Below are 22,003 nucleotides of genomic sequence, written 5' to 3' on the forward strand. Positions count from 1 at the left end.
ATCGAGTCCTGGTTTCTAGAACTGGCGACGTTTGTTTAAAAGTCTAGAGCTTATTGTTGGTCGATCGCCCGTTACTTAAGTAAATTTCTGTAAAACTGGCGATGTCGATTAGGCCTCTGCTGAAAATCAAGTCTTGAACAGGCTCTCCGGCCTGTTCCACAATAATTATTCCAGAGGTCTATTGTTCGGGAGCATCGGAATGCAAGTCCTTTGTAGCTTTTCTCGTTTGCAGACTCAGACCTAACTGTGGTTGGATCGGTTGGTACGGATATCTCGCACGCTTCATACCTATAACCGGGCTGCCCATCGGCGAAGATAGACTGTAAATTATAAGTGTATCGAATAGTAACGGTCTTATGTACAAACAACTAATTTCCAAGATCAAACCGCTTTTGAAACCATTATTTGCGATCGGTTTGGTACTTACCCTAGCCCTCGGTAACGCTGACGGAGCTCTGGCTGCCCGCAGCGGAGGACGCATGGGCGGCGGCTCTTTTAGAGCTCCGGCGCGCAGTTATTCGTCTCCTAGTCGCACTTACGCCCCGTCTGGAGGGGGTTACTACCCGCGCGGTTATGGTGGGGGATTTGGTGGCGGATTTGGTTTCCCCTTCTTGCTGCCGTTTTTTGGATTTGGCGGCGGATTTGGCGGTCTGTTCTCGATTTTGATTTTTATTTCGATCGCTAATTTCCTCGTCCAAAGCTTCCGCCGCGCCGGGGGTGGAACCGACGAACTCGGCAACAGCACTACTAATAGCACCGTATCTGTGGCCCGCTTGCAAGTTGGTTTGCTAGCAGAGGCCCGCGGTTTGCAAGCCGAACTCGACTCGCTAGCGCGCAAAGCGGATACCGATACAGCGGCAGGTCGTGCTCAAGTGCTGCAAGAATCTACTCTAGCGCTGCTGCGGCATCCTGAATATTGGGTTTACGCCGGCGCTGAATCTATGCAAACTCGCTTGGAAGCAGCCGAAGCTAAATTTAACCAGTTTTCTTTGGCAGAACGCAGCAAGTTTACTGAAGAAACGCTCTCGAATTACAATAACCAGCTCCGGCAGGCGGGGAGCAGCAAGAGCTTGCCTGGTTTGCAGGAAAACGGTGCGCTGGTTGCTTCTGATTTGAATTCCGATCCCGGTGAATTTATTGTGGTGACGGTGATTGTCGGTGCTCAAGGCAAATTGCAATTGCCATCGGTGAAAAACTCTGAAGATTTGCGCCAAGCTTTGCGCCAAATTGGGGGAGTATCGAGCGAGGAGTTGCTGGCGGTTGAAGTGCTGTGGACTCCTCAAGCTAACGGCGACACTCTGACTGCTGATGATATGTTGGCTGGGTATCCTGATTTGCGATCGATTTAGTGAGACTGGGCGCGGAGCATTGTCTGCCGCGCCCGATCCGGCACTAAACCTGTGGGGCGAACCCGATCGGTTTTGAAACCAGTATTTGACTTGACAGGATTTTGTGGATGCCGATCGAGTTTAAAAAAAAAATCTTTAACAAATGCTATTATTGAAAGATTATTATTCAGTGCGATGCATCTGCTATTGGGAAAGTCTGCCTTAGAATCGTTTTGTGAAGAAGCGAGGCAGGAGCGAAAAACTGTATTTAGCAGCGAGGAGTGACTGCTTCAGAAGAAGTTGCAATAGCGCACCGTCTAAATTTTCTACAAAGAAGCGATCGGGAGCTTAACTTATGGCAGACAGCGGCAGAAAAAAAGCACTTTTTATTTTGAGCCAGTTAAATAATGACGATATTGACTGGATAGTCCAAAAAAGCAAAAAAGAAGTTCTAGAACCGGGCGCGATTTTGATATTTGAAGGGAGACTAATTGATGCGCTATACATTATTTTGGATGGGATTTTGAGCGTTTCGGTCGAGGGCCGGGAGACTAAAGAAATTGCTAAAATAGGGAGCGGAGAACTGGTGGGAGAAGTTTCTTTTATTGATGCTCGCCCTCCTTTGGCAACGGTGAAGGCGATCGAAGAAACTCACTTGCTGGCAATTCCCAGGCGACAGCTAGTAATCAAACTCGAAAACGATATGGGCTTTGCTTCCCGCTTTTATTATGGAATTTCGCTGTGTCTGGCAGACAGGATGCGCGGTACGATCAGACATATAGAATACGGGCGCAGTATAGAATTTGATCAACCAGAATTAGAAGAGGATATCAATCCTAGCATCATAGAAAATTTGGCGCTAGCTCAGGCAAAGTTTAATTGGCTGAGGGAAAATATTAAGGATTGACCAATTTTAAGCACGGGTATTGATGTAAATTCTCAAATCTCAAAACAGAAGCACTCCAACTCAAGAAACCGGTTTTTTTACCGGGCGGGCTGCAACTACCCGCAATCAAAAGGGTTCTCCGCATCGGATGCAAGTCCGATGCGGAGAACCAATCTTATTATGGTGGTTCTCGGAGAACTTGATATAAAATTATCCTTGAGGTACTCGCCTACTTTTCACGTGCGGTGATTCTTGAGGCTTGACGATCCGGATGCTACCTTGGGTAGTTTTACTCTGTCTCTGGGTCGGTTTACAGTCTCCCAATGCTAAGATGGGGACTCTTGATATAGACGCTTCACCAGTTGAAGAAATCAGGACAGCAAGCGCGAGAAATTAAATCTCTCTTCAAAGGACAGGGCTTGTATGGAGCGAGTTTTGGTCGCATAAGTTTCAAGCCAAAGAGGGGCGGGTTTTACCAGAAATATCGATCGACAATTGCCGTATCTAGAAAAACCCGTCCCTTTAAACTTGTCGCCTCGCGCGCTGAAGCGCAACTGCCAACCATACAACCTAGATAATTCCCGGCCCTTTGCCGCGGGTGTCTGCTTCCTCTGTCAGTTTTCCTTCCTCGCCTTTTTTCTCTTTTATTTCTGCGAGAATTCGCTGGCGTTCTGCGGCTTCTGCTTCTTCTTTTGCTTTCAAATCGCCCGGTTCGTTGATGTACATTTCCGGTTCGATCGCGTAATTGTTAACTAGACCTTCTTGGTCTACTGTATAACCATCTGTAGTGTGAATGCTTTCGTCATCGGTTTGGTCGTCTGTTTTGGCACTTTGCTGCTTCTCTTCGGTGGTGGCGTGCATGAAGTTAGAGCCTTCGCGTTCTTGCCGCGCTGCCGTCTCCGCTGGAGTAATGCCCCTGTCGTAATGGGGGGCTTCCATATTAGCTTCGATTTCTTTGTCGGCAGGTGTTGATTTGCTAATTTGTTCGTCGGGCGGTGTTGGTTGGCGATTAGTCATGATTTATTCCTTCTTTTATTTTTTCACAAGGTCTTTGGCTTATGTTCAGATATTAAGCCTAAGCTAACTCACTCACAAACTATCTTTGGTTAGAGTTTGGGACAATTTGAGCTTACATAATACATTAATACATTTATTGAGTCTTCCTCAAGACTGATTATTTTATATTTCTTAAAAAAAGTGACATTATCGACCCTTTGACATCTATCAAAAGGTAGGGAATTTGTAAATTGGCAGTCAACAGTAGTCAGTTGGCAGTTAACAGTCAACAGTCAACAGTCAACAGTCAACAGTCAACAGTCAACAGTTAACAGTCAACAGCTAACAATTCCCAATGACTACTAACTAATTACTAATGACTAATTTTACGATTCTTTAAAGAAGCGGATGATTTCGCGGACGTGGTTGAGAAATTGTCCGTCGTCGGTTAGCTGGGCGATCGCACTTTCGGCATCTCTTGCCAGTTTAGTGTGTTCTGCCTGATTGGTCGATCGCCAAGATTGTAGAGATGCAGCTAAATTAGTTAATTCTATTCTAGTGGCCCGTTGCTCCCGCTCTTGGACAGCAGCCCAAGAAGTTTCATCGTCTGAATTTAATTGATCTGCCAAATTTCTGACTGTAGATTCTAATTCTGCAAAGCGGGTGCGGAGTTCGACAATATCTTCGCGGGGGTGCAAAAATTGGCGACGGATTGTTGTCAGCCGCTGGGCTAAATACTGATAACCTCGGATAGCTGGACGCAGTACGGTTAACAGCAGTGCAGCACCGGAACTGAGATAGCCCACAGCACTAATTCCAGTGGCGGCTAGGGCGTAAAGCGCGATCGCGCTTCCCAGGTGAAGGGCGATCGCCACAACGAGCGATCGGCTAGCTAATACATTAACGTATTTGAGTTGTTCGGAATCGACAGCAATGTTTTTCTTAGTAGATTCTGCAGCTTGCGATAAAACTTCTTTAGCTTCAAAATGCACATTCCAAGGAACTGTAACTATTAGCAACAGCCATTCAAAAATAGCAATGGCAATTATCCAATCAATAAAACTGCCTGCGGGGACGTGCAGCCATTGCAGAATTGCAAAAACTAACAATAAAAATAAACCTGTACCCGCACCGAAACCTGCAAAAGTGTAATACATAGCGAGATCCTTTGCGAAATGTTATTTTGATTGTGGATATATTTTGCAGGTGCTGTTGGAGACTGTGTGACAGTTAGGAAAGCTGACTATCGAACTAAACTTGCAGTTACGGCTGTCCCCGAAGTTGGATAACTCAATGATTAAATCGTAACTTGACTGCGATCGCTCATGGGGAATGGGGAATAGGGAATGGGCAATCCAGGTTAAAAACCCCTTTATTGCTGGAGAGGGGAAAAGATGGTAAATGTATAATTGTCAGGGGTTAAACTTGAGAAATTTTGGTAGAAATAGGAACGAGCCCCGGGCTGCTCGATCGGCTGTGGGTGAGATAAACTGATTGAGAGGTCGATCGCGCGCCGTGCAAATTACCAGGTTGTAATCGAGACGGCGATAGTGCAACCTGCGATCGTCCCCAGCAAAAAAGCTGGCAAAATTAACTCTACCGTCTTCAATTTCCAATAACTGCACGTCTACAATCTCACATCAAAAGTCAGCAGCAAGGACAAACCAATGGCGAACTCAACTCTTGGCTTGGAAAATCAGCTTTACGATTATCTATTATCTATTTCCCTGCGAGAGCCCGATATTCTGGCTGCACTGCGGAAAGAAACTGCTAAGCATCCTATGGGTATGATGCAAATAGCTCCCGAACAAGGTCAGTTTATGGAGATGCTGGTACAGCTTATGGGAGCGACAAAAACCTTAGAAATTGGAGTTTTTACGGGTTATAGCTCGCTGTGCGTAGCTTTAGCGCTGCCACCTAACGGTCAAATTATTGCCTGCGATGTCAGCGAAGAATATACTTCGATCGCGCGACGCTATTGGGAAGCTGCCGGTGTCGCAAACAAGATTTCTTTGAAATTGGGCCCGGCAATCAATACTCTCGACAAACTAATAGCCGAGGGACAAGCAGGAACCTTTGATTTTGCCTTCATCGATGCGGACAAAGAAAATTATGAGGCTTATTTTGAGCGATCGCTCCAACTTGTACGCAATGGCGGTTTAATTGTAATTGACAACGTTTTGTGGTCAGGACGAGTTGCCGATCCTGAAGTACAAGACACAAGTACCCTCGCCCTTCGCAGTTTCAACGACAAATTGCGTAACGATCCGAGAGTTACTCTGAGTGTTGTCCCCATTGCTGACGGACTGACTTTAGCCCTGAAACGCCGCTGGGCTACTATCATGCAACCAGAACATCAAAATTAAACAGTTTTAGTTGCTGGGAACTTCATTAAGACTCCTCGAAACCGGGTTTTTATCTGTATTGAAGGCTGCGATACAGTATTTTCGTGAAAAACCCGGTTTCTTCCTACCCGTGTAAGCTGTCGCGCAAATAAACATTGCATATTCAGGGCCCGCTCTCCTGCCCACCCCACAATAATTTTATTTTTTTGTGAGATACAGTTTAAATGCCGCAACAGCTTATCTAGAACTATATTAATTACCGACGATCAATTACAATCAAAATCCTCAACAAATATTATTAATTTAAAGTGACAAATGCTGGCATCAAATTTACAAGTAAAATTGCCAATTCACGAAACTTTTCAGTGCACTGTTCAAGGCGAAGGTTACTGGACGGGAACTTTAGTAGATTTTATCAGATTGGCCGGTTGTCCTGTGCGGTGTCCTTGGTGCGATACCGGTTATGCAAATGGGGGCAAAGATTTGCCATCGGTGCCGCAGTCGATCGCACAATTGCTAGCTCAATTGCAGTCTCCGAGGGTTGTGATTACTGGAGGCGAACCTTTCATCCACCCGAATTTGCCAAAATTAGTTGCAGCATTGTTACAAGCTGACAAGCAAGTGAGCATTGAAACTTCTGGCGCTTATTGGCAAGATGTTTCGCCGCAGGCTTGGATTACTCTTTCTCCTAAAGAACATATCAATCCTCAATATCCGGTGCAAGAGCATTTCTGGAAGAAAGCTAATGAAATTAAATTGGTGGTTAGCACGGGCGAAGAAGTTGATTTTTACAAAAAATATTTTATTGAAGGTATCAAGGTGCCTGTGTTTTTGCAGCCGGAATGGGAATCGCGCGAGCGGGCTATTCCGATTATTTTGGAGTTACTAAAACAGCATCCGAGTTACAGGTTGTCTTTGCAAACTCACAAGTTTATTGGTGTGCAATAAAAATCCCAAAATCCTGTAGGGGCGGGTTTCATAAACTATCTATGAAACCTACAAATAATCTCATAAACTCGCCCCATCCCCGCCAGCATTTACATGAATATTTCACAATAAATTCACGGTACATTTTTCTTGTTGGTGGGGGCGGATTTACAATATTATTCATTTTGATCATAAATTATTGGTTAACCTGCCCCTACAAGCCCAAATTTTTGTCATAATTTATGCCATTTTTTGAACGATCGCAGATTTGTGCGATCGCCCTTTCTTCAGGATGATTAACAATATAATTGCTCAGCCACTGGCAACTAAGTTCGATTAAACTATCTAAATTGAGTTCTAAATTCCAGATTCTTAATGTCGAATCATCGCTAGCGGAAACGATAGTTTTGCCGTCAGGAGTGATGTTGACATCATTAACTCGATCGCCATGTCCTTCAAAAGTCGCGATCGCCCTGGCATCTGGTATACTCCACAGTTTAATTGTGCGATCGAAACTTGCGGATGCTAAAGTTTTGCCATCAAGACTGAAACTAATGCTTTTTACCCAAGTTCCGTGCCCTTGGATTGTTTGAATTTCGGTGCCGGTTTCGAGATTCCACAATTTAATTGTACTGTCATCGCAGGCGGATGCTAAGATTTTGCCGTCGGGACTGAAACGCAGGCTGGTAATTCGGCTGTTGTGCGCTTTTAGAATTGTTCTGGGAGTAGATTCTAAATTGTTTAACCCACATTCTGTAGATATTCAAGCAGATTTAATGACGCTCTAATTGTAGAAATTAAAGCCTGAAATGATTACCTAGTAGTCATTTCAGGCTTTTTTGGTGTAAAATAATCAAGTCAAGTAGAAAGGGAGAAAAACCATGAATGAGGCAAAAGAAGCAATAAAAGTCCTAAATATAGACCATTTAGGAATAGTAGCAGGAATAATAGACGAGATGGAATTGGTAGAAGAAGTCAATAAAATAGTCGAAATCAAAAGCAAAGAAACCCTAAGTTCCGGACAACTAATGAAAGCAATGATTTTGAATGAATTAGGATTTTCGAGCGCCCCACTATACATATTCGAGGAACTTTTCGTTGAAAAAGCAACAGAACATCTAATCGGAAACGGAATATTGCCCAAACATTTAAACGATGACAGACTAGGGAGATCATTAGACAAATACTACCAAACAGGAACCACAAAAATATTTACAGCAATCGCCCTAAAAGCAGCTCATAAATTTCAAGTAAAAATGAACAGCATTCATCTAGACGGCAGTTCAATGTACGTAGATGGAGACTACAAAAACGAAACAGAAGCCATCAACGAAATAGAAAAAGAAACCTCAGAAGCAGACACCGAAATCAAACCCATAGAAATAGTACACGGATACTCCAGGGACCATCGACCAGACCTCAAACAATTCATCATAGACATGATCGTAACAGGAGACGGAGACATACCACTATATCTAAAAATAGACTCAGGGAACATCGACGACAAAAGCGTATTCGTCTCAAGACTAAAAGAATTCAAAAAACAATGGACATTTGAAGGAATCTGCGTAGCAGACAGCGCCTTATATACAGCCGACAACATCTCAGCAATGGCAGGAATGAAATGGATAACCAGAGTCCCATTAAGCATAAAAGAGGCACAAAATAAAATCCTAGAAATTAGCGAATCCGAATGGCAACCAAGCGGACTAGCCGGATATAAGATAGCCGAAAGAACCAGCGAATATAGCAACATCAAACAAAGATGGTTAATCGTAGAAAGTGAAGCCAGGAAAACCGCAAGCATCAAACAAATAAACAAACAAGTAAAAAAACAGTTAGAAACCGTGAAAGCAGCACTGCGTAAGCTATCTCGGCAAGAATTTGCTTGTCAAGCCGACGCAGAAATAGCAATAAACCAGCTATCAGACTCATGAAAATATCACCAGATTACAGAAATTGACTGTCGAGAGAAACCCATAAAAAAACCAACAACCAGACCCAAGCCAACAACCAAACCAGAGACAAGAGGATACCAAATAACCGGGGAAATAGAAATCAGAGAATCAGTAATATCAGCCGAAATAATCAAAGCAGGTAGATTCATATTAGCCACAAATATTATCGACAAAAATGAATTAAGTCAGCGACAGATATTAGAAGAATACAAAGCGCAACAAAGTACCGAAAGAGGATTTAGATTTCTCAAAGATCCCTGATTTTTCACATCAAATGTATTCGTGAAGAATCCCGAAAGAGTGGAACCAATAGCCATGATAATGGGAGTATGTATGCTGGTATACAACCTCGCTCAAAGAAAGTTGAGGCAAGAATTAGAATCAGCCAATGAGAGCATCAGAAATCAGGTCAAGGAATTCACAAATAAACCGACTATGCGATGGGTATTTCAGATGTTTCAAGCCGTGCATTTAGTAACTCTGAATAAAGTGGAGCAGGTGAGCAATTTAACAAAAGAACGCCAACAGTTATTGAATTATCTAGGGAAGGTTTGCGGTCAATACTATTTAATGATTGAAGATGGATGATTATTGATATAAAGAGCTAGATATTTTGAATAAATTTCAATTATTAGCCAAGATAACAATCATCTTAACCGAGATTTCTTTGGTTGATTTAGGTCAAATAAATTGCTAGATAAAAAGAATGAGTCTATTAACAAAAATCTGTAAAGTCAATTTCTAGAATTATCGATTAATTTGAAAAAAAGTTACACTAAAGCCGAAAAAGTTAGGTAGTAAAAATTTTGATGACTGTTAATTTATGAAAAGTCCCATTCCTCCGGGTCTGATCTGCGGAATGTGGGTTACAATTGCGGGGGTGCTTACGGACTTTTGGATAATTTTATTTTGTACGGTGTTTCTCGGGTAAATTGGAATATGGTTGCACCGACTGCTGTTGTCAAATAATATTGATAAGTTAACCGCAGATGCGAGCCAGATAAACGCAGATTATTCGTAGGGTTAGTCGCCCTTCTTTAATTCCAAAATTCAATTTGTTATCTAGCAAGCGACCTACCTAGCAGATGGGAATTGTGTTAGGTGCGTCTCTATCAAATTTTTGGTCTTGATGCAAGGATTTTTGGTGGATCCGCACCCGACAAATACTAGCAGATGGGAATTGTGTTAGGTGCGTCTCTATCAAATTTTTGGTCTTGATGCAAGGATTTTTGGTGGATCCGCACCCTACAAATACTAGCAGATGGGAATTGTGTTAGGTGCGTCTCTATCAAATTTTTGGTCTTGATGCAAGGATTTTTGGTGGATCCGCACCCTACAAATACTGCCCCAACAGTATATAATCCTCTGAAGGTCATTTTTGACCCAAAGCCCTTAAACAAGAGTTAGTATTTTCCATGATGTTAGACACTAAAAGTCTCTTTAATGAAAGCTATTATCTGGCAAAAAACCCCGCTGTTGCTACCGCTGTAGCCAACGGAAGCTTCCCGAACGGATTTGCACACTTCAGCCAATTCGGTCAATCAGAGGGTCGCAGCCCTAGCGCCCTATTCGACAGTAATTATTACGTCCTAAACAACCCGGATGTTGCAGCCGCAGTTAATAGCAAAGCCACGACAGCAATACAACACTTTCTTAATTTTGGAGAATCTGAGGGACGCAATCCTAGCGCATTCTATAACAACCGCTATTATCTAGCAAAAAACCCCGATGTAGCTGCCGCCGTCGATCGCGATGAAATTACAGGCATTGGTCACTTCATCCTATTTGGTGAATCGGAAAATCGCAGTCCCAGTCCTTTATATAACGATGGCTATTATCTGGGTAAAAACCCTGGTGTGGCTGCTGCTGTTAAGCGCGACGAAATCACTGGCATCGAACATTATATCCAGTTTGGTGCTGCTGAAGGACGCGAAGTTACACCATTTATTAAGTCTGGCGATTCAACTTTGCCGAATGGCGTGGCTGCTGGAGATACTACCCAAAATTCAACGGTTTTGTGGACGCGCAGCACAGTTCTTGGTAATGTTGTCTTTGAATATTCCACCGATCGCAACTTCGGCAATATTGTCGGCACTCTCACGAATACAGCCACCGAGATCACGATGCCGGTGAAAGTTCAACTGACGAATTTAAAGGCAGGAACTCAATATTTTTACCGCGTGCGCGATGCCGCTGGCACTTCAGCCGTCGGACAATTCCGTACTGCTGCTGAATTGGGAAGTCGCAAAGGTTTACGATTTGGCGTGGCTGGGGATTGGCAGGGTCAACTAACTCCTTTTCCGGCGATCGCAAATGCAGCAGAACGCAATCTCGACTTTTTTGTTCGCATCGGCGACAGCGCTTATGTAGACGATTTATCGCCGGATTTACCAGGAGTCAGACAACCGAAAACTCTTGAAGAGTTCAGCACCAAGCAGAACGAAGTTTACTCTCAGCGTTATGGCCTCAATACTTGGGCTAATTTGCAGGCTTCCACCAGCATCTATTCTACCTGGGACGACCACGAACTCACCAATGATTTTGCCGGAGGTGCAACGCCCGCCGAGTCGCCTCAGAAGGAAGGAATTTTCGGGACAGGGGGAGGCTTTGTCAACGATACGCCTGTATTTGACGATGCTTTGCGAGCATTTCAAGCTTACAATCCCGTGCGAGACGATTTTTACGGCAATACGAGAGACCCCCGCACTGCTAACGAACAGAAGCTTTATCGCTACAATACCTACGGTAGTGATGCCGCTACATTTGTGTTAGATTTGCGCTCTTTTCGCGATAATTCCTTAAAAAGTATTCCGGAAACTTCCGACCAGGCTACTGTTAATAAGTTCCTCAACGATGCCTTTACACCGAATCGCACGATGTTAGGGGCGGTGCAACTTCAGGATTTGAAAAATGACTTGCTGAAATCTCAGCAAAATGGCATCACTTGGAAGGTGATTATGTCAAGCGATCCGATTCAAAATTTTGGCATTCCCGTTGCAGGCGATCGCTGGGAAGGTTATGCGGCTGAGCGAACAGATTTGCTGCGTTTCATCAAAGAGAATAACATCAAAAATGTGGTTTTTGCTACTGGAGATTTTCACGGCTATGTCGTGAATAACGTCACCTATCAAGAAGCAGCAGGTCAGCCGCAAATCCCCACGGATGTGATTGATGTAATGACGAGTCCCGTTGCGATTCAATTGAATATTGGTCAAGGCCCATTTGCTGCCCCCTTTGGCCCCGCAACAGTTGCTTTTACGCCCGCCGCCCTCCTGCCACAATCTGAAAAAGATCGCTATAATTCATTGCCAACAAGGGAACAAAAAGATGCTTTTGTCCGCAATATTCTGGATGCTCGGACAGCGCCGCTCGGATACGATCCAGTAGGTTTAGAACGTTCTGGGATTGACGCTAAATTGCTTCAGGGGCAATATTTAGGAGTGCATACCTACGGCTGGAATGAGTTTGAGATCGCCCCTGGAACGCAGCAGTTGCTGGTCACGACTTACGGCGTAGAACCCTACACCCAGCCGCAACTTGATGCTAATCCACAGGCGATTATCAATCAAAAGCCGTTTATTGTGAGTCAGTTTGTGGTTAATCCCAAGTAATTGCATGGCTCGCTCTCCTAAAAAAGGCTAGGATTAAACAGGAATAATCTTTATTTTCGGAATCTCAGCTCTGGTTGAATTTTAGGATGAAAATTATTCCCAAAAAAGATTGGACGATGCTCGGAGCAACGTCCAATCTTTTTTGTTGTGGGACGTTGCTCTGAGCATCGTCATAAAAAATGATTAAAAGGACTTTAGCAAGAGGCTTATTGTCTGCTAAAATTAAGACAGCAATTTTTCAGATGAAAATTATGCAGTCAACTACAGAAAGCCTCATGGGAAAAGTTACAACAACCCTAGTAATTACGAATCGGCTGGATGAAGGAAAAGCAGAAGATGGTTTGATTCCTATTGAGCAAGTCAGGTCTGTTACTCTAGAAAATGTTCTAGTGGATACAGGCGCGACTACTTTGTGTTTGCCTAAAGATGTCATTGCTAGACTGGGTTTGAAAATTCTCAAGCAAGTGGTTGTGGAAACAGCTACGGGCATTAGCGAGGCGAGGATTTTTCGAGATGCTTCGATTTTTCTGTGCGGGCGCGAAGGCACGTTTGAGTGTTTGGAATTGCCAGATGGGAAAACTCCGCTTTTAGGCGTGATTCCAATGGAAGCGCTGGGAATTGAAGTGGATTTGAAACATCAAAGTTTGAAGGTTTTGCCCGACGGGCCCACGGAAACTTATTTGACGATTCTTTGATATTAATCTCAATGCAGGGGAAGTAAACATTATGCAGTCTAGTTTGCAAACAGCAGCGGGCATTAAAACTGAACCCTCAACTGTCAACTGTCAACTGTTTAAGATTCTTTGATATTCTTGAGTTTGGATGCCAGCTAGTCCAAAGGCAGCGCTAAGATGGTTAAGCACTGTTTTGCACTATTCTCATGTCCCAACGCGCCAAAACCTCACACAGCAAGCCTTGTGCATCCGACAACGGGCATCATGTGACGACTTCTAACTCCAACAGCCAAAATACGATTCGGATTCGCGGTGCGAGACAGCACAACCTTAAGAATATCGATTTGGAACTGCCGCGCGATCGACTGATCGTGTTTACTGGTGTCTCGGGTTCGGGAAAGTCTTCCCTAGCTTTCGATACAATTTTTGCAGAGGGACAACGGCGCTACGTAGAGTCTCTCAGCGCTTACGCCCGCCAGTTTTTGGGACAGTTGGATAAGCCGGATGTGGATGCGATCGAGGGGTTGAGTCCGGCTATTTCGATCGACCAAAAGTCAACTTCTCACAACCCGCGATCGACTGTCGGCACTGTTACAGAAATTTACGATTATCTGAGATTACTGTACGGCAGAGCTGGCGAACCGCACTGTCCGATTTGCGATCGCTGCATTGCGCCGCAGACAATTGATGAAATGTGCGATCGAGTTATGGCACTTCCAGACGGTACTCGCTTTCACCTTCTGGCACCAGTTGTGCGCGGAAAAAAAGGCACTCACCGCAAATTATTGTCGAGTTTAGCTTCAGAAGGATTTATTCGCGTCAAAGTTAACGGAGAAATTTTAGAACTTTCGGAAAATATCGAATTAGATAAAAATCATATCCACAATATCGAGATAGTTGTCGATCGGTTAGTTAAAAAACCGGGTTTAGAAGAGCGTTTAGTGGATTCTCTGGCAACTTGTTTGCGGCATTCTGAGGGAATTGCGATCGTAGAAGAGTTACCGCCTGACGAAAATTCCGAACCAGCCAATGGGCCGATCGTATTTTCCGAAAACTTTGCTTGTCCTGAACACGGCGCGGTGATGGAAGAACTTTCCCCCCGCTTATTTTCGTTTAATTCGCCCTACGGCGCTTGTCCCAACTGTCACGGTTTGGGGAGTTTGCGGACTTTTGCGCCGGAGTTAGTCATTCCTGATGACAAAGCACCTGTTTATTGTGCGATCGCCCCTTGGTCAGACAAAGACAATTCCTATTATCTCTCTTTGCTGTGCAGCGTTGCTGATACTTGCGGGTTTAATATTGACACTCCTTGGTTCCGCTTGAGGCCAGAACACCAGCAGGTGATTTTGTACGGTAATGAGTCAAAACAAACCGGAGAAAGCAAGAAGCGAGACAGCAGCGTCACTGATTTGAGGAGAGATTTTAAGGGCGTAATTTCCATGTTGCAGCGCCAGTACGACGATACTGGTTCCGATCTGATCAAGCAGAAATTGGAACAGTATCGAGTCGATCGCTCTTGCGATTGTTGTCACGGCAAACGCTTGAAGCCCGAAGCGCTGTCGGTACGGTTGGGACAGTACGGAATTGTGGACTTGACGGGGATTTCGATTCGCGAATGTCGAGAACGAGTCAATAATTTGGGATTGAGCGATCGGCAATTTCAAATCTCCGATTTAGCCCTGAAAGAAATCAAAGCAAGGCTGCAATTTTTGCTAGATGTCGGATTAGATTATCTGACCTTAGACCGCGCCGCAATGACACTTTCCGGCGGAGAAGCCCAGCGAATTCGCCTCGCCACTCAAATCGGTTCTGGTCTGACTGGTGTCCTCTACGTTTTGGACGAACCCAGCATCGGACTGCACCAAAGAGACAATTTTAAGCTGCTGCAAACCTTAACAAAATTGCGCGATTTAGGCAATACTTTGATTGTCGTAGAACACGATGAAGAAACCATGCGCGCCGCCGACCATATTGTCGATATCGGGCCAGGTGCCGGAGTTCACGGTGGCAAAATCATCTCGCAAGGAAGTTTAGAAAACTTGCTAGCAGCCGAGGAATCTTTGACAGGTGCTTATCTGTCGGGAAAACGAGTAATTGAAACCCCCAACGAAAGGAGAAAAGGCAACGGGAAAGCTCTCTCAATCAAAAATGCGAGTCGCAACAATTTAAAAAACGTCGATGTGGAAATTCCCCTGGGAAAACTTGTCTGCGTGACAGGTGTTTCCGGTTCAGGAAAATCCACTTTAATCAATGAATTGCTGTATCCGTCACTGCAACACTATCTCACCAAAAAAGTTCCTTTACCGCCCGATATGGAAGCCCTAAAAACGAAGGGAGAACGCTCTCTTCAGGATGTGGTTGACAAAGTAATTGTCATCGACCAATCTCCCATCGGCCGCACTCCGCGTTCCAATCCCGCTACCTACACGGGAGTCTTTGATGTGATTCGGGATTTATTTTGCGAAACCATTGAAGCGAAGGCAAGAGGTTACAAAGCTGGACAGTTTTCTTTTAACGTGAAAGGAGGCAGGTGCGAAGCTTGCGGCGGTCAAGGCGTGAACGTGATTTCGATGAATTTTCTGCCGGATGTTTACGTGCAGTGCGAGGTTTGTAAAGGTGCGCGCTACAACCGAGAAACGCTGCAAGTAAAGTATAAAGGCAAGTCAATTTCTGATGTTTTGAACATGACTGTGGAGGAGGCTTGGGAAATGTTTAAAAATATTCCCAGGGCTGGTGTCAGATTGCAAACTTTGGTGGATGTGGGTTTGGGTTACATTCAGTTGGGACAGCCTGCGCCGACGCTTTCTGGGGGCGAAGCGCAGCGGGTGAAGTTGGCTACGGAACTGTCGCGCCGCGCGACTGGGAAGACGCTTTATTTAATTGATGAACCGACGACTGGTTTGTCTTTTTACGATGTTCACCATTTGTTAAATGTGCTGCAAAGGTTGGTGGATAAGGGTAATTCAATTTTGGTAATTGAACACAATTTGGATGTGATTCGGTGCTGCGATTGGGCGATCGATCTTGGCCCGGAAGGGGGAGATAAGGGCGGCGAGATTATTGTGGCGGGGACACCGGAGGATGTGGCGGCAAATCCGATGTCTTATACTGGGAAGTATTTGCAAGCTGTTTTGCAGCAGCATCCTTTAGGGAGTGCTGTAGCTGTTAGTTAATAGTAACAGGAATTACGCAATTCTCATAATTAGTAAGGTGCGTCAGATATTTAAACTTTAAATAATTGTTAAAGAAACTCACCTGACGCACCCTACAATTAAAATACTATTACAAGTTAGTCTGCTTAGTCGTCAGAGAGTTCTGCTCTGCAATCCGATCGGCTTTGGGACAGAGGTATACTGGTACAAATTAGCCAAGCTTCATTAACGAAAGAAAACAATGGGTATAAAATGTAACTTTGTATGTCCTGGTTGTGGGTACATAGCAAAAGAGGTTTCTGGTGGTCTGGGCTTTGGAATGATCACTGTTGTTAGAACAATGACCTGTGAAGATTGTAAAGCAGTAGTTGACGTTGGGATTGGGCGCAATGGCAAAGATGGCCCGACTGGCGATCCTAACTATGATTATCCGAGTACTTGTCCTCAATGTCGGGGATCGCGGTTCTATCCCTGGCCTAGTACACATCCTTGCCCAAAGTGTGATGCCAAGATGATTAAGGATAAAACATCGACGCTGTGCTGGGATTAGAAAAGGCTTTGAAATTTGCATGAGGGGCATAGTTTTTCCTGGGAGTTGTACAGTGCCTCTAGCTTTTACTCTTTACAGTTTTGGGGCTTGGTCTAACATTTCAGCACTTTCAAATGATTAATACTAATAATATCGTCGTTTAAGAGTATTTAAGATGCTGGATTGAAGTTTTATGACAGCGATCGTTAGCCCGTATTTTCAAGCTCAGGGCCCTTGACAAAGGCTTTATCAATTCACGGCGCTCCGAGTAACTTTTATCTTTTCTATTCGGGTACAGCACAGTAAACTGAGAGCAACCCCTTTACCCCCAATTTAGCTATGCCACGCTGGTTCAATACCGCAGGCCCCTGCCAAGCAGACATTCATTACGTGCTACCCCCAACACTGCGCTTACCTGGCTTAGAACGGTTAATCGCTCAACGCAACTATTTCGTCATCCATGCACCCCGACAAGTGGGTAAAACCACCGCCATGCTAGCTTTGGCCAAACAACTCACTGATAGCGGAAAATACACCGCTGTGATGCTATCTGTAGAGGTCGGCGCACCCTTCAGTCAAGATATTGCTGGTGCTGAAGAGGCGATTCTGGCTGCTTGGCGACGGGCGATTTCCATCCGACTTCCCCAGGAATTACAGCCTCCAGCTTGGCCTTCGTTGGAATCGGGACAGCGAATCGGCGATGCACTGAGTCTTTGGGCGCAAGCATCCCCTCGTCCTTTGGTAATCTTTATTGATGAAATTGACGCATTGCAAGACCAAGCTTTGATTTCCATTTTGCGCCAACTGCGCGATGCTTATCCCAATCGTCCTAAAGCTTTTCCTCAATCGGTTGGTTTAATCGGTTTGCGGGATGTGCGGGATTACAAAGTGGCTGGGGGCGGTAGCGACAGACTCAATACTTCTAGTCCGTTTAATATTAAAGTGCGATCGCTCACTTTACGCAATTTTAACGCCGAAGAAGTCGCCGAACTCTACGCGCAACATACCGAAGATACCGGACAACTTTTTACACCGGAAGCAACAGCTTTAGCCTTTGAACTCACTCAGGGACAGCCTTGGTTGGTGAATGCACTAGCTAAGGAAATAGTAGAAGAGTTAGTTACTGATGAATCTATAGAAATTACAACCGAACATATTTTAACAGCTAAAGAAATTATAATTCAACGTCAAGATACGCATTTAGATAGTTTGGCAGAAAAACTGAGAGAAAATCGAGTTAAAGCGATTATCGAGCCGATTTTAGCGGGACAAGAACTGCCAGAGTCTTCTAATGACGATCGCCAATACCTGGTAGATTTGGGCTTGCTCAAACGCGATCCGGCTGGGGGTTTGGTCATCGCCAATCCGATTTACCGAGAAGTTTTGCCACGAGTTTTGGTGCAAGGCCCGCAAGATAGTTTACCGATGATCAGTCCGACTTGGTTGAACTCTCGCGGCGAACTAATCACGGATGCGTTGCTCCAAGCTTTTATGGGATTTTGGTTGCAGCATGGCGAACCTTTGCTCAAAAGTGCCTCCTATCCTGAAATTGCGCCTCATTTGGTGCTGATGGCGTTTCTGCATCGGGTGATTAATGGTGGGGGAACTTTGGAACGGGAATATGCGATCGGGCGCGATCGCATGGATCTATGTTTGCGCTACGGTGAGGTAACATTGGGAATTGAACTGAAGGTTTGGCGGACTAGAAAAGTCGATCCTTTGAGTAAAGGTTTGGAACAGTTAGATGGATATTTGGCTAGATTGGGACAGGATTCTGGTTGGTTGGTAATATTCGACCGCCGCGAGAATGCACTGGAATTGGAAGAACGGTTGAACACTGAGATTCATACTACTCCAATGGGGCGATCGGTTACAGTTATTCGTGCGTGAAGTTCTGTATTAACTATCTTGAATTGTCGGAGACATTGCCATATTTTCTGCTTGTTTCTGCATGAATTCAATCTCCGATCGCAACCAAGTACGCGGCCCGCTACACTGATGAGCAACTAACAGCCCCCACAGCCCTTTTTTCGTTAAGATTGGCACGACTAAATTAGCGCGAACCTTCATGCTACGCAGAAAATCTCGGTGACATTGGTTGATGGGTTCTGTTTCAATATCTGCGATCGCCCTAACTCTACCTGCTTCGTACAAAGCAGCGTATTCGCCGTTAAAACACTCGTCTGGCCCGGTTGAACCCAAGATTGAGAGTTCGATCGCACTTAGCATCTCGCAAGTCACTCGACCTTGCCACTGCCTGTAAAAATAATACAGCACCGCGCGATCGCTCTGCAACACTTCTCGAATTTCGTATAGGGATTTTTCAATTAATACGTCGCGCTTGAGAGTAGCTGTCAAGCGGTTAACAATGTTTTGCAGGCGATCGCCAGACATGGTATTAACTCCTTAAGTATCTGCCTAAAGTTTACCTATATTAACTTTAACAACTGCTAAGATAAATTTACATCTAGAGGAAACATCAAATATGTCTGTGGTAGAAGCTGCTTGGAAACACGAATTTATCACCACAAACGGCATCAAACTGCACTGTGTCACTCAAGGTGAAGGCCCATTGATGCTGATGCTGCACGGATTTCCTGAATTTTGGTATTCTTGGCGGCATCAAATCCCGGAATTTGCATCGGATTATCAAGTTGTCGCTGTCGATCTCAGGGGTTACAACGACAGTGATAAACCGAAGCATAAATCTGCTTATATAATGGCAGAATTTGTGCAAGATGTCAAGGGAATTATTCAATGTTTTGGCTACAAAAGTTGTGTCTTAGTTGCCCACGATTGGGGAGGGGCGATCGCCTGGAATTTCGCCTATGCTTATCCAGAGATGGTGGATAAATTAATTGTGATGAATCTACCCCATCCAGCAAAGTTTGCTGAAGGGTTGCGAACTCCCCAACAATTGCTGAAAAGTTGGTATATATTTTTATTTCAGTTGCCAGTTTTGCCGGAATTTTTAATTAAGTTGGGCGACTATCGGGCGATCGCTCTTGCTTTGGAAGGCATGGCAGTTGACAAAAATACTTTCACCCCCTCAGATATCCAAGCTTACAAAAATGCGGCTGCCAAACCGGGAGTTCTGACTGCTACTATCAATTATTACCGCAATCTGGCTGGCGGATTTCTCGCTCGCCGGAATTGGAACCTGCTGGAAGTTCCGACGCTGATGATTTGGGGAGAAAATGATAGCGCCCTCGGCAAAGAGTTAACATACCAGACAGCAGATTACGTGCGGGATTTTCAGATTCAGTACATTCCTAATTGCAGCCACTGGGTGCAGCAGGAACAGCCGCAGTTAGTGAATCGCTACATGAGAGATTTCTTGGCAAGTAAAGCTGTTTGAGATCATATTTTGCACCTTCAACTCATATTTTGCACATTATTTGCAGCAGCCGTTTGATAGGATGTCTGCCCAGCCAGGATTTTAGCACTAGCGAACAGCAAATATGCAGTGTGATTCGCCGAGGCGATAAGCTGTTGCGGCATTTAAATTTTATCTAAAAAACAATAAAACAATCAGTTGGGTGTCGGGGCCGCCCTGAATATGCAATGTCTATTTGTGCGACAGCTTACTCCATCTTCCCCTGCTTGTATTTCTGGACACAGTACCTTTGGCGGTGCAGCGGATGCAGTTTTGACTGCTTTTTTCGGCGATAATGTGAGTTTTACAGCGGCTGCTGATGCTTCAGTAAATTTGCAGCCTCGGACTTTTCAAAGTTTTACTGAAGCTGGGATGAGTCGCGTTTACGGCGGTGCTCATTGGCCCTCGGATAACCGAGATGGGTTGAAGGCGGGGAGGAATTTGGGCAAGTATGTTGTGGAGAAGTTTTAGCAAACGAAGTATTCTGGTAACAACCCGATTTTTGTGCAGCCGCGACTCTGAGAAACCGGGTTTTTGAGCAAATCTGTACACCGTAACGAGTCTTGTCGATAAAAACCCGGTTTCTTACCGCCCCTGGGTAAGTCGCAACAAACTAAGTTGATACAATGAATGAGCTCGATCGCTATACCAATTTTGAATGGGCAGCTATTGTCTGCGAGTTACCAATTACCAATTACCCATTTCCTCCGTGTTATCCAAAACAGCAATTCGGAATTTTACGATCGGCATTTTAATCGCCCTGATCCTTGAGTTGTGCAGCGCGAGGGGAATTTTTGCTCAAAACACCGTCGCAATTAAATTCTCCGGCACTGCTGCGGGTGTCAGCACTCGCTACATCGGTGCCGTCGAGGGCAACATCAACTTTGACCTCAAAGATTTACAAGATTTGGGAATTAATACTTATCGGATTTACGGCGGGATGTCTCGGTGGGAACCCGAAGACGACGACGGCAAATACGGCCAGCCGGAAATCTCCGAAATTAAGGCAAATCCAAATATAATTAATTGGACGCCTTGGGACAAGATTATGACCGACCCGCCTCACGGTAGCGATTATTGGTGGTCTGGAGAACCTGGCACTGTTTGGCAAGGTAATGCGAGAACTATTTTTAATACTCTCAAACAAGCAAATATTCGCCCGGTTGTCAGCATTCGTAATGTTGATAATAGCTGGAATCCGAGTTGGGCGCTGCAACTGAATCCGCCCCGGACTAAAGAAGATTGGAATGAGTGGTGGGAACACGTTTTTGCTACTGTTTATTGGCTGAATGTACGCAATGACTACCGCGTTGATGATTGGGAAATTCACAACGAACCCGACTACCGCCAACAGGGTTGGGGCGGAACTATGGCGGATTATTTTGAGTTGGTTAAGGTGGCAAAAGATGCGATCGACTTTGTTTACAAAACTTATTTGCCCGATCGCCCTTACCGCATTCACGGCCCGATCACCATAGGCGGCAGCAAATGGCCCGCTTTTGCTTTGCAGGAAATACCTAATTATTTCGATGCGGTCAACTTCCACAACTACGATGCAGATATTTCTAACTATACCCAAAAAGTGCGAAGCCAGATGAAGGGAACTGCACTTGCTAACTCGCAGCTTTGGATTGGTGAGTGGGGAAGTTATGAAGTTAGTTATAACAATTTATCTCTCGCTTTAAGTTTGATTAAAAATTTGATTCGAGGTTCCCAACCGGGGGATAATTATATTTACGGCAGTCACATATTTTGTTTGTACGATTGGGGAAAGTCGGGACTGGCGGAAGGTTTATTGGGAAGTGGGGGAAAACGGCGTGCCGGATATTATGCTTTGCGGATGGGAATTCGGGCCCTGCAGGGCGCGAAAGCTACTTTTTTTCCGGTAGAATTGGCTAACAGTTCCGATTTAATGGTAGTTGCAACTCTTGATGCTAGCAACAATCTCTACTTGCTGGCTGTCAATGACCAACCAAAATCTTACACTGTTAGTGCCGATATTTCGGCTCTGATCAAAGCTGGTAATGGCACGGTGCGGGAGTTCGGCTCTAGGGCAATGGATGAGGTTATTGGTAGGTTAACCTTGAAGGGTGGTAAGGTGACTTTTGCGGTGGCGGGGAACAGCGCTATTTTGATTGAATTCAACTCAAGCAATTGACAATTAAAGTTTCTGAGAGTTGACAAGTTTTAGCAATAATTTATTATTGCTATAATATAAAGT

General features: G+C 44.7%; 16 protein-coding genes and 1 pseudogene. 12 read left to right on the plus strand and 5 right to left on the minus strand.

Features of this window, described 5'->3' with window-relative positions; translation table 11 throughout:
- Window positions 1-356: 356 nt before the first annotated feature.
- Both IQ270_RS13145 and IQ270_RS13150 read left to right on the plus strand, forming a co-directional pair.
- On the plus strand, window positions 357-1,349 hold the full coding sequence (locus tag IQ270_RS13145) for a DUF1517 domain-containing protein (protein WP_193973641.1): 993 nt from the start codon (window positions 357-359) through the stop codon (window positions 1,347-1,349).
- A 334-nt stretch (window positions 1,350-1,683) separates the two neighbouring features.
- Window positions 1,684-2,235 (plus strand): cyclic nucleotide-binding domain-containing protein, encoded by a 552-nt coding sequence (locus IQ270_RS13150; protein WP_193973642.1) that lies wholly within the window; start codon window positions 1,684-1,686, stop codon window positions 2,233-2,235.
- A 549-nt stretch (window positions 2,236-2,784) separates the two neighbouring features.
- Here the strand turns inward: IQ270_RS13150 and IQ270_RS13155 are convergent.
- From IQ270_RS13155 to IQ270_RS13165, 3 genes are all read right to left on the minus strand, one after another.
- Window positions 2,785-3,231 carry a hypothetical protein gene (locus tag IQ270_RS13155; RefSeq protein ID WP_193973643.1) on the minus strand — a complete coding sequence of 149 codons (447 nt, stop codon included), beginning with the start codon at window positions 3,229-3,231 and terminating at the stop codon, window positions 2,785-2,787.
- 365 nt (window positions 3,232-3,596) lie between these two features.
- Window positions 3,597-4,367: a hypothetical protein gene (locus tag IQ270_RS13160; protein WP_193973644.1), complete on the minus strand. Its 771-nt coding sequence runs from the start codon at window positions 4,365-4,367 to the stop codon at window positions 3,597-3,599.
- A gap of 255 nt (window positions 4,368-4,622) precedes the next feature.
- Complete coding sequence (locus IQ270_RS13165) at window positions 4,623-4,835, minus strand: hypothetical protein (protein WP_193973645.1); 213 nt, start codon at window positions 4,833-4,835, stop codon at window positions 4,623-4,625.
- A gap of 42 nt (window positions 4,836-4,877) precedes the next feature.
- Between IQ270_RS13165 and IQ270_RS13170 the strand changes: the two genes are divergently transcribed.
- Together IQ270_RS13170 and IQ270_RS13175 are read left to right on the plus strand one after the other, a co-directional pair.
- Entirely contained in the window at window positions 4,878-5,576 is a 699-nt protein-coding gene (locus IQ270_RS13170) for a class I SAM-dependent methyltransferase (protein ID WP_193973646.1), read from the plus strand.
- Window positions 5,577-5,870: 294 nt separating this feature from the next.
- Window positions 5,871-6,503, plus strand: a complete 633-nt coding sequence (locus tag IQ270_RS13175; RefSeq protein WP_193973647.1) for a 7-carboxy-7-deazaguanine synthase QueE — start codon at window positions 5,871-5,873, stop codon at window positions 6,501-6,503.
- A 193-nt stretch (window positions 6,504-6,696) separates the two neighbouring features.
- On the opposite strand, the gene IQ270_RS32295 is transcribed toward IQ270_RS13175, so the two are convergent.
- Window positions 6,697-7,245 (minus strand): hypothetical protein, encoded by a 549-nt coding sequence (locus IQ270_RS32295; RefSeq protein WP_339384151.1) that lies wholly within the window; start codon window positions 7,243-7,245, stop codon window positions 6,697-6,699.
- A gap of 118 nt (window positions 7,246-7,363) precedes the next feature.
- Between IQ270_RS32295 and IQ270_RS13185 the strand changes: the two are divergent.
- The 5 genes and pseudogenes from IQ270_RS13185 (at window position 7,364) to IQ270_RS13205 (ending at window position 18,296) form a co-directional block, all read left to right on the plus strand.
- A pseudogene (locus IQ270_RS13185) lies at window positions 7,364-9,028 on the plus strand (IS1634 family transposase).
- A gap of 827 nt (window positions 9,029-9,855) precedes the next feature.
- Window positions 9,856-12,051, plus strand: a complete 2,196-nt coding sequence (locus IQ270_RS13190; protein ID WP_228056327.1) for an alkaline phosphatase — start codon at window positions 9,856-9,858, stop codon at window positions 12,049-12,051.
- 251 nt (window positions 12,052-12,302) lie between these two features.
- Window positions 12,303-12,746, plus strand: a complete 444-nt coding sequence (locus IQ270_RS13195; RefSeq protein WP_193973649.1) for an aspartyl protease family protein — start codon at window positions 12,303-12,305, stop codon at window positions 12,744-12,746.
- A 185-nt stretch (window positions 12,747-12,931) separates the two neighbouring features.
- Window positions 12,932-15,898, plus strand: coding sequence for an excinuclease ABC subunit UvrA (gene uvrA / locus IQ270_RS13200; RefSeq protein ID WP_193973650.1), 2,967 nt, complete (start codon window positions 12,932-12,934; stop codon window positions 15,896-15,898).
- 847 nt (window positions 15,899-16,745) lie between these two features.
- Window positions 16,746-18,296: an ATP-binding protein gene (locus tag IQ270_RS13205; protein ID WP_193973651.1), complete on the plus strand. Its 1,551-nt coding sequence runs from the start codon at window positions 16,746-16,748 to the stop codon at window positions 18,294-18,296.
- A 9-nt stretch (window positions 18,297-18,305) separates the two neighbouring features.
- Here the strand turns inward: IQ270_RS13205 and IQ270_RS13210 are convergent, their stop codons facing one another.
- Window positions 18,306-18,800 (minus strand): GAF domain-containing protein, encoded by a 495-nt coding sequence (locus IQ270_RS13210; RefSeq protein ID WP_193973652.1) that lies wholly within the window; start codon window positions 18,798-18,800, stop codon window positions 18,306-18,308.
- 91 nt (window positions 18,801-18,891) lie between these two features.
- Here IQ270_RS13210 and IQ270_RS13215 point away from each other — a divergent pair, with 91 nt between their 5' ends.
- From IQ270_RS13215 to IQ270_RS13225, 3 genes are all read left to right on the plus strand, one after another.
- On the plus strand, window positions 18,892-19,764 hold the full coding sequence (locus IQ270_RS13215; protein WP_193973653.1) for an alpha/beta fold hydrolase: 873 nt from the start codon (window positions 18,892-18,894) through the stop codon (window positions 19,762-19,764).
- A 201-nt stretch (window positions 19,765-19,965) separates the two neighbouring features.
- Window positions 19,966-20,253 (plus strand): phosphatase PAP2 family protein, encoded by a 288-nt coding sequence (locus tag IQ270_RS13220; RefSeq protein WP_193973654.1) that lies wholly within the window; start codon window positions 19,966-19,968, stop codon window positions 20,251-20,253.
- A gap of 238 nt (window positions 20,254-20,491) precedes the next feature.
- The gene (locus IQ270_RS13225; RefSeq protein ID WP_193973655.1) at window positions 20,492-21,940 is read left to right on the plus strand and encodes a hypothetical protein; all 1,449 of its coding nucleotides are present in this window, start codon (window positions 20,492-20,494) and stop codon (window positions 21,938-21,940) included.
- The last annotated feature ends 63 nt before the right edge of the window (window positions 21,941-22,003 follow it).

This window comes from Microcoleus sp. LEGE 07076 (genome assembly GCF_015207455.1).
Taxonomy (GTDB): Bacteria; Cyanobacteriota; Cyanobacteriia; order Cyanobacteriales; family Microcoleaceae; genus Microcoleus.